This is a genomic window from Bariatricus sp. SGI.161 (assembly GCF_050313695.1).
Classification (GTDB): Bacteria; Bacillota; Clostridia; order Lachnospirales; family Lachnospiraceae; genus JAFBIX01.
This window is the reverse complement of the sequence record NZ_JBNPLX010000053.1, coordinates 1-8038: the sequence shown is the minus strand read 5'-3', so window position 1 is coordinate 8038 and position 8038 is coordinate 1. Positions and strand designations below refer to the sequence as shown.

The following is an 8038-nucleotide window of genomic DNA, read 5'->3' as shown; positions in this document are numbered from 1 at the left end:
AGAATGAGACAATGAAAAACAAAGTATTAGCAGGGTTATTGACAGTTGCAATGGTAGCAACAATGGTAACAGGATGTGGAAGTTCAAGTGAAGATACGTCTGAGAGTAAAGAGGAGACAAAGACTGAGGATACAACATACAAGGTAGGTATTGTACAGTATGTGGATGATGCTTCTTTAAATCAGATTGAAAAAGCAATCGAGGCAGAATTAGATGCCAAGGGTGAGGAACTTGGGGTCACATTTGATTATGAAGATTATACATTTAACGGTCAGGCTGATTCTACGGTTTTGAATCAGATTGCCGCAGATCTTGTTGCGGACGAGGTAGACATCATTATTCCAATCGCAACTCCGGCAGCAATGGTTATGCAATCAGCAACAGAAGATAACCAGATTCCAGTTGTATTTTCTGCAGTATCTGATCCGGTGGGTGCAGGTCTCGTGGCAGATAATGAGGCTCCTGGTTCTAATATTACAGGTACTTCTGATGCAATTGATACAGAGGAAATTATGAATCTGATTCTGACAGGTAATCCGGACGCAAAGAAGATTGGTCTTTTATACGATAAGAGTCAGGATTCTTCTATTGGATCTATTGAAGATGCAATTAAGTTCTGTGAGGAAAACAATTTGGAATATGTAGAGAAGACAGGAACTACTTCTGCTGAGATTCAGGCTGCGGCAGATTCACTGGTAGCAGAGAAAGTAGATGCAGTATTTACTCCTCAGGATAATACAGTTATGACAGCAGAACTTGCTATTTTTGAGAAATTTACGGATGCAAAGATTCCACACTATACAGGAGCTGACTCATTTGCATTAAATGGAGCATTCATCGGATATGGTGTAAATTATGAAAATCTTGGAACAGTAACCGCGGATATGGCAGTAGAGGTTCTGGTAGATGGAAAGAATCCAGCAGAGATGCCGGTTGAGACTTTGGAAGATGGTATTATTACAATTAATACAGAGACAGCAGAGTCTGTTGGTATTGCTGTTGAGACATTCAAAGATCTTGGCTCAGAAGTGGTGGAGACTGTGACTGCAAAAGAGTTTGAATAGAGGTTATTATGGGGTCAATTATTACGTTGTCGATTGTGCAGAGCGCTTTGGAGCTTGGATTTATCTATTCGCTGGTTGCACTTGCATTATTTATTTCATTTACTATATTGAATATTGCGGATCTGTCTACAGATGGCTGCTTTACTTTGGGGTGTGCAGTCTGTGCGACACTGACGATTGCAGGACATCCGGTGTTGGGGTTATTTGCAGCGATGGGTGCAGGGGCTGTGTCGGGTTTTGTAACTGCATTTTTGCAGACGAAGATGGGAATTGAATCCATCTTGGCCGGTATTATCGTAAATACAGGATTATATACAATTAATATTGCAGCAATGGGATTTGCCTCTAATCTCAATTTATTCGGATGTGATTCTATCTTCACATGGGGAAAAGAGCATATTGGAGGGACCTGGTACACATTACTTATTGTAGCAATTATTGTGATCGTAATCGGTTTTTTGGTATCGTTATTTTTAAACACACGATTGGGGCTCTCTATTCGGGCGACTGGAGATAATCCGGATATGGTCCGTGCATCCAGTATTAATACAAAATTGATGATTACGATTGGACTCTGTCTATCCAATTCATTGACAGGACTTTCTGGTGGACTTTTGGCACAATATCAGAAGTCCTGTGATATCAATCTTGGAACCGGTATGGTTACGATTGCTCTGGCAAGCTTGATCATAGGAGAGACCTTAATTGGAAAAGGATCTATCTGGTGCCGTATTTTTGGAGTTGTGTTAGGAAGTTGTCTGTATCGTTTTATTGTTGCAATAGCGCTTCGTTTTGATGTACCTCCAGAGGCATTGAAACTAGTATCTGCAATAATTGTAGCTATAGCAATTGGACTGCCATATTTGAAAAGGCAATTCCATCTCTATCAGACGAAACGTGCTGCCAGAGTAAAAAACCAGAAATATATTGACGAAATTCTTGCACAGGAAAGCAAAGGAAAGGAAGGTCAGAGATAATGAGTGAAAATATGCTGATTATGAGAAATGTGTCAAAGACCTTTAATCCTGGGACCGTGAATGAAAAAATGGCTTTGCGCAAAGTAAATCTTGAGTTAAAACGTGGAGATTTTGCGACAATTGTTGGGAGTAACGGGGCTGGAAAATCTACATTATTTAATGCAATTACCGGATCTTTTCTGGCAGATGAAGGATTGATTTTACTGGATGGAGAAGACATTACTTATCAAAAAGAATATATAAGAAGTAAAGTGATAGGACATTTATTTCAAGACCCTTTAAAAGGAACTGCTCCCCATATGACAATTGAAGAAAATATGGCGCTTGCATATCTTCGATCTTCGACTTCAAAAAACGCATATTTTAGTCGGATCAGGTCTTCAGATAAAAAGAGATTTCGTGAGAAGCTTGCTTTGTTGAATATGGGGTTGGAAGACCGAATGAAACAACCAGTAGGACTTCTTTCTGGTGGACAACGTCAGGCGCTTACCCTTTTAATGGCAACTATTGTGACTCCGAAAATTCTTCTGCTGGATGAACATACGGCTGCTTTGGATCCGGCAACTGCAGAAAAGGTTTTGCAGCTTACCAAAGATATTGTGGCACAGCGGCAGATTACTTGTCTGATGGTTACCCATAATATGCATCAGGCACTGGAACTGGGAAACAGGACATTGATGATGGATGCAGGAAATATTATCCTGGATGTTTCGGGAGAAGAACGTAAGAGTATGACGGTAGATGATCTTCTGGATCAATTTGCACAGAATGCCGGAAAACAGCTGGATAACGATAGAATTCTTTTATCTAAAAATGAAGCTTGATACTCATATGTTTTAGGTGTTGACGAAAAGAATCAGTAGATGATAATATAAATTGACTCATATTGTAAATGATATAGCCTCCGGCAGGAATGCCGGCGGCATTATTAAATTTAGGGGAGGCAGGATTATATGGCAAGAAGGATTGCACAGTTTTATAAAGTGAGTTTTGCACAGTTTCAGGAAGGATTTGTAGATTCGTTTGGTCCAACAGAAGAACAAGAATTGCAGAAGATATATGATAATATTAAGCTCCCGAAACGGGCAACTGCCGGATCTGCCGGGTATGATTTTTATGCTCCGGTATCAATAACTCTTGAACCTGGAAAGACGATTAAGATTCCTACTGGAATACGTGTAGAGATGGAATCAGATTGGGTGCTGAAATGCTATCCAAGAAGTGGGCTTGGGTTTAAATATCGTTTACAACTGAATAATACAGTAGGAATTATTGACAGTGATTATTTCTATTCCGACAATGAAGGACATATTTTTGCCAAGCTTACAAACGATACCAATGAAGAAAGAACAGTTGAAATCGCGGCTGGAACAGGATTTATGCAGGGAATTTTCGTAGAATATGGAATTACTGTGGATGATAATGTTACTACAGTACGTAATGGTGGATTTGGAAGTACAAATTAGGGACGTAGTCTTTTTTAAAAAGACTACGTCCCTAATTGCATTTTGTGGTGTACCCATTTGCATATTTTTGTATGTTTCGGACATTCTATTTTTAAGAATATGAGATAGATGGGGGAATGAATATGCCAAATATGAAGATGGTAGCTGCTTCAAGGGAAGAAAATGCTTCTTATATGAATGGACTGCTTCCGATTAAAGAAAGTTTTGATATTATACAGAGGGATATGGTTATAGGAGGACGGATGTCTTCTTTTTATTTTATAGATGGATTTACGAAGGATGAATCGATGCTGAAAATTATGGATTCTCTTTTTCATGTGAAGGAGGAAGACATGCCAGCGGATGCGACGCAGTTTTCAAGAAAATGTATTCCGTATGTGGAAGTGGATGTGCTGGGGGATTTTGATCAGGTATTGAAAAATATATTGTCGGGTGTTACATGTCTTTTTATTGATGGCTATGATGCGTGCATCGCGATTGATTGCAGAACTTATCCAGCGCGAAGTGTGGAGGAACCCGATAAAGATAAATCTCTGCGTGGTTCCAGAGATGGGTTTGTGGAGACGATTGTATTTAATACTGCATTGATGCGGAGAAGGATTCGTGATCCGCATCTTGTGATGAAGATGATGGAGATTGGAAATGCCTCTCGGACAGATGTGGCACTTTGTTATATGAGTGACCGGGTGGATCGGGAACTTTTGAAAAATGTATCTGAACGGCTGAATTGTATTCAGACGGATGATTTACGAATGAATCAGCAGAGTCTGGCTGAATGTTTATTTAAACGAAAATGGTATAATCCTTTTCCTAAATTTAAGTTTACGGAGCGGCCAGATACAGCGGCGGCCTGTCTGTTAGAAGGAAAAGTTGTAATTCTGGTTGATAATTCCCCGTCTGCAATGATTCTTCCAACATCAATATTTGATATGATTGAAGAAGCCAACGACCATTATTTTCCTACGTTGACAAACATATATCTTAAATCAGCCAGATGTCTGATCACTCTTCTGACAGTGTTTTTGACACCATTATTTTTACTTTTTATGCAGAATCTAAACTGGCTTCCAGAGGTGTTTGCTTTTGTGGCAGTAAAAGATACTGTAAATATTCCATTGATTTTTCAACTATTGATTCTCGAAATTGCCATAGATGGTCTTCGGCTGGCGGCGTTAAATACACCAAGTATGTTAAGTACACCGTTAAGTGTTATTGCAGGTCTGGTCATGGGAGAATTCTCTGTAAAATCAGGATGGTTTAATTCAGAAGTGATGTTATATATGGCATTTGTGGCCGTTGCAAATTATACACAACCCAATTTTGAACTTGGTTATGCGTTGAAATTTATGCGTCTGGAATTGTTGATTCTTACAGCTTTATTTAACTGGTGGGGGTTCGTAATAGGAACAGTTATTGTGATTTGCAGTGTTGCCTTTAATAAAACCTTATCAGGAAGAAATTATTTGAACATTAAATTAAATTGAGTAAACGAAAGAGATAAGGTAAAAAGGAGGAGTCGAGTTTCTTGTTTTACAGAATAACAATCACGTGGTAGAATATAGATGAGGTGATAGAATGGAGACGGAAACAAGAGACGAGAAGTTGGGGCGGGCACCGCTTGGGAAGCTGATGGTTTCGCTGGCAGTTCCGGCGGTGGCTGCTCAGTTGATTAATGTATTATATAATATTGTTGACCGGATTTATATTGGACACATTCAAGGATACGGAGATGTAGCTTTGACGGGAGTCGGGGTTACATTTCCTATTATTATGTTGATTTCTGCTTTTAGTGCATTTGCTGGGATGGGCGGTGCACCTTTGGCATCTATCGAGTTGGGGAAAAGTAATTATAGTCGTGCCGAAAGAATTCTCGGGAATTCTGCCGGGTTGTTAGTTATATTTTCGGTATTTTTAACAGTGTTTTTCAGTATATATAAAATACCAATACTATATGCGTTTGGTGCCAGTGATGTGACGATTGTGTATGCGAAAGAGTATATATCCATTTATTTAATTGGAACAGTATTCGTACAGCTGGCATTGGGACTGAATACATTTATCAGTGGGCAGGGTGCAGCAAGAACTGCTATGCTGTCTGTGCTGATAGGTGCGGTGATCAATATCTGCCTGGATCCGGTTTTTATATTTGGTGTGAATATGGGAGTGAAAGGTGCAGCGCTGGCAACGGTCATCTCTCAGGCGGTCAGTGCTGTCTGGGTCGTACATTTTCTTGTGTCTAAGAAGAGTGTGATACGATTACAATTAAAAAATATGCGTTTAAAAAAGGATATTTTGATGCAAATTGCAGGACTTGGCATCTCCCCTTTTATTATGCAGAGTACAGAGAGTATGGTTAGTATTACTTTAAATTCTGGACTTCAGCGTTATGGAGGAGATCTGTATGTAGGAACTATGTCGATTATGACAAGTATCATGCAGTTAATCGTAATACCGGTACAGGGAATTACACAGGGAATCCAACCTATTATCAGTTACAATTATGGTGCTGGTAACAAAGACAGGGTTCAGAAAACGATCGTTAGAATGATTCTGGTATGTCTTACGGCTACGTTGCTTTTGGGAGGTATTGCAGTGTTGAAGCCGGAAGTATATGCGGGAATATTTACGGATAATGTTGAGCTGGAGAAACTGACTTGTCAGGTCATGCCAGTATATTTCCTTGTTATCACAATCTTTGGGATTCAGTCGGCTTGTCAAACGACATTTTTGGCATTGGGGCAGGCAAAAGTGTCTTTATTTATTGCGTTACTTAGAAAAGTAATCCTGTTGATTCCGTTGGCGATTATCCTGCCTAAGTTCATGGGAGTGAATGGAATCTACTTGGCAGAGCCGATTGCGGATATTTGTTCTATATTAACAATCAGTGTTTTATTTATATTTATTATTAGAAAAATTTTGCGTAATATGGAAAAAAATGTTATGATGTCGTCAAGCAAAGAGAAGGAGGAACAGAGACATGAATGATTATGTAATTACAGTAAACAGTACAGTCGATTTGCCAAAGGAGTGGTTGGAAGAGAGACATATTCCGGTTATTCCTTTGAAATATACTATAGATGGCGAGACCTATAAAGGAATGGAAGGACTGTCTTCCAAAGAATTTTTTCAAAAATTAAGAGAAGGAAAGATGGCAGTAACCTCTCAGGTAAATCCTGAGGAAGCTAAAGAAGCACTGGAAGCGTTCCTAAAAGAAGGAAAAGATATATTGCATCTTGCGTTCTCTTCTGGCTTAAGTGGAACATATAACAGTATGCGAATTGCGGCGGAAGAATTGGAAGAAGAGTACCCAGAACGTAAGGTTATTGTGATAGATACATTGTGCGCTTGTCTGGGGGAAGGATTGCTGTTATATTATGCATTGAAACGTAAAGGAGAGGGGAAATCAATCGAAGAAGTAGCACAGTGGGCAGAGGAGAATAAGCTTCATGTGTGTCATAATGTTGCGATTGATGATCTGAATCATCTTCAAAGGGGTGGAAGAGTCTCCAAGACAACAGCAATATTGGGAACAATGGTTCAAGTAAAGCCAATCATTCATATGGATGACAAAGGTCTTTTGCAGGTTATCGGGAAAGAGCGTGGACGAAAGAAAGCGTTGAATAAGATTGTAGATATGGCTGTTGAGCAGGCAAAGGGCTGGGAAAATGATATTATTATGATTACCCATGGGGATTGTGCAGAGGATGCTGAATATGTGGCAGAACTAGTGCGCAAAAAGATGGGAATTGAGAATATTCTGGTAAATAATATTGGTGAGGTAATTGGAAGCCATACAGGTCCAGGAGTTGTAGCCGTATTCTGCATGGGAAGTAAGCGCTAAGCAATAGGAGATATAAACAGAATGAAAAAAACACTTATAATTGATAAAGAAATGAAAAAACTCTGGCCGACAGTAAGAGTCGGGTGTCTGCAATATAAAGTAAAAGTAGAAAAGAAGAATGAAGAGCTGTGGAAATATCTGAAGAAAGATATTTTCAAAAAAGTAAAAGATGAAATCTTTGATTATGGTGTAAACGAAATCCCTAATATCAAAGAATCAAGAGCCGCATATAAAGCCTTTGGAAAAGATCCAAGTCGTTATCGCGTATCTTCAGAAGCACTGATTCGAAGAATCGGCCAAGGAAAAGGGCTTTATGAGGTAAATACAGTTGTTGATGTGAATAATCTGATTTCTATAGAATCAGGATTTTCTGTTGGTTCATACGATGCTTCAAATATAGAAGATGAGCTAGTATTTCGAGTTGGAAAGGAAGGAGAGACCTATAAAGGGATTGGAAAAGAAGAAATCCGTATAGATTGCCTTCCGGTGCTGGCAGATGCAAAAGGTGCAATTGGGAGTTCCACCAGTGATTCAGAACGGGCTATGATTACAGAAAATGCAGAAGAAGTGCTGACGTTAATTTATTCGTTCTCACAGAATCAAGATTTAGAACATGCACTGGAGAATGGAAAAAAATATTTAGAACAATACGCCGGTGCAGAAGAGATTCAGAGCTGGATAGTGGAGTAA

Annotated in this window: 8 protein-coding genes; all 8 read left to right on the top strand. The window is 39.3% G+C overall.

Features of this window, described 5'->3' with window-relative positions; genetic code table 11:
• Positions 1-11: 11 nt before the first annotated feature.
• The 8 genes from ACQRBH_RS16820 (at position 12) to ACQRBH_RS16785 (ending at position 8038) form a co-directional block, all read left to right on the top strand.
• Positions 12-1064, top strand: a complete 1053-nt coding sequence (locus tag ACQRBH_RS16820; RefSeq protein ID WP_427762609.1) for an ABC transporter substrate-binding protein — start codon at positions 12-14, stop codon at positions 1062-1064.
• A gap of 8 nt (positions 1065-1072) precedes the next feature.
• The gene (locus tag ACQRBH_RS16815; RefSeq protein ID WP_427762607.1) at positions 1073-2041 is read left to right on the top strand and encodes an ABC transporter permease; all 969 of its coding nucleotides are present in this window, start codon (positions 1073-1075) and stop codon (positions 2039-2041) included.
• 11 nt (positions 2042-2052) lie between these two features.
• Complete coding sequence (locus ACQRBH_RS16810) at positions 2053-2865, top strand: ABC transporter ATP-binding protein (RefSeq protein ID WP_235234122.1); 813 nt, start codon at positions 2053-2055, stop codon at positions 2863-2865.
• A gap of 129 nt (positions 2866-2994) precedes the next feature.
• Complete coding sequence (locus ACQRBH_RS16805; protein WP_235234116.1) at positions 2995-3507, top strand: deoxyuridine 5'-triphosphate nucleotidohydrolase; 513 nt, start codon at positions 2995-2997, stop codon at positions 3505-3507.
• 122 nt (positions 3508-3629) lie between these two features.
• Complete coding sequence (locus ACQRBH_RS16800; protein ID WP_427762606.1) at positions 3630-4991, top strand: spore germination protein; 1362 nt, start codon at positions 3630-3632, stop codon at positions 4989-4991.
• Between the two features lie 91 nt (positions 4992-5082).
• Positions 5083-6492 carry an MATE family efflux transporter gene (locus ACQRBH_RS16795; protein ID WP_427744560.1) on the top strand — a complete coding sequence of 470 codons (1410 nt, stop codon included), beginning with the start codon at positions 5083-5085 and terminating at the stop codon, positions 6490-6492.
• Positions 6485-7348, top strand: a complete 864-nt coding sequence (locus tag ACQRBH_RS16790) for a DegV family protein (protein ID WP_427762605.1) — start codon at positions 6485-6487, stop codon at positions 7346-7348. Before ACQRBH_RS16795 ends, ACQRBH_RS16790 begins: the two co-directional genes overlap by 8 nt.
• Positions 7349-7369: 21 nt before the next feature.
• Complete coding sequence (locus tag ACQRBH_RS16785; RefSeq protein ID WP_427762604.1) at positions 7370-8038, top strand: B3/B4 domain-containing protein; 669 nt, start codon at positions 7370-7372, stop codon at positions 8036-8038.

Excerpts from the sequence above, each read along its gene's own strand:
- ACQRBH_RS16820 (WP_427762609.1), top strand. The coding sequence starts at position 12 with ATGAAAAACAAAGTATTAGCAGGGTTATTGACAGTTGCAATGGTAGCA.
- ACQRBH_RS16815 (WP_427762607.1), top strand. The coding sequence starts at position 1,073 with ATGGGGTCAATTATTACGTTGTCGATTGTGCAGAGCGCTTTGGAGCTT.
- ACQRBH_RS16810 (WP_235234122.1), top strand. The coding sequence starts at position 2,053 with ATGCTGATTATGAGAAATGTGTCAAAGACCTTTAATCCTGGGACCGTG.
- ACQRBH_RS16805 (WP_235234116.1), top strand. The coding sequence starts at position 2,995 with ATGGCAAGAAGGATTGCACAGTTTTATAAAGTGAGTTTTGCACAGTTT.
- ACQRBH_RS16800 (WP_427762606.1), top strand. The coding sequence starts at position 3,630 with ATGCCAAATATGAAGATGGTAGCTGCTTCAAGGGAAGAAAATGCTTCT.
- ACQRBH_RS16795 (WP_427744560.1), top strand. The coding sequence starts at position 5,083 with ATGGAGACGGAAACAAGAGACGAGAAGTTGGGGCGGGCACCGCTTGGG.
- ACQRBH_RS16790 (WP_427762605.1), top strand. The coding sequence starts at position 6,485 with ATGAATGATTATGTAATTACAGTAAACAGTACAGTCGATTTGCCAAAG.
- ACQRBH_RS16785 (WP_427762604.1), top strand. The coding sequence starts at position 7,370 with ATGAAAAAAACACTTATAATTGATAAAGAAATGAAAAAACTCTGGCCG.